1 protein-coding gene is annotated in these 773 nt (G+C 46.3%); it reads left to right on the forward strand.

Annotation, left to right across the window (positions count from 1 at the left end; translation table 11 throughout):
• On the forward strand, nucleotides 1-633 hold a 633-nt coding region (locus DK871_RS28405), incomplete at its 5' end, for a tectonin domain-containing protein (protein WP_218581570.1).
• Nucleotides 634-773: the final 140 nt, after the last annotated feature.

Consider the following 773-nt stretch of genomic DNA (forward strand, 5'->3'; position numbering starts at 1 on the left):
AATAATGAGATATTCGTCCTGATTGATAACATCTTCACAAAGATCAGCGGGTCTCTAAAGCACTTCAGTGTTGGTCCTGCTGGTCAGCTGGGGGTTAATACAGCAAACAACATCTTTAGGTTTCAGAGTGGCGGTTTTGTTAGGCTTGAAGGGCTTCTCAATCAGGTGGATGCCGGAGGTGATCAGATCATTGCAGGTGTCAATATGTATGATGACATATTCTGTTCAAATATGGATGCTAACAACAAATGGTTATCCAGTAACATTCCTTGGATTAATATTGGTGGAAAGCTGAAGTACTACAGCTGTGGTCCATACAGCTGTTGGGGAGTGAACCACAACGACCAAATCTTCATCATGAAGGATGTGTCGTCTAGTGTCTGTTCAGGGTCCGGCAGCTTTGTGAATATTCCTGGACTTCTGTCCATGATTGAAGTAGCAACTGATGGCAGTGTCTATGGTGTAAACTCTCAAGGGAGCTTATTCAAACGAACTGGTGTCACTCGCTGCACACCCGATGGCACAGACTGGATCCCAGTGGTTGCCTGTCCCAATGGTCACCAGCATGTGAGCTTTGACCTGGGAGTGCTGTGGGTCGTGTGTGTTGATGGCTCCATCCGTAAATGCAGTTAAGGCACTATGGTGGGCCAAGGTGGGCGGTCTCGAGATTCTGGCAGAGCGCATGCCTAAATGTACTGTATAATGTCACTGCAGCAACAGGAGGTCATTCATTGACGAAGCCTCAAAGTGACTTGTAATAAAGTAATTGGCAA

Origin of the sequence: Pseudomonas sp. L13 (assembly GCF_009935965.1) — a bacterium.
GTDB lineage: Bacteria > Pseudomonadota > Gammaproteobacteria > Pseudomonadales > Pseudomonadaceae > Aquipseudomonas > Aquipseudomonas lactis.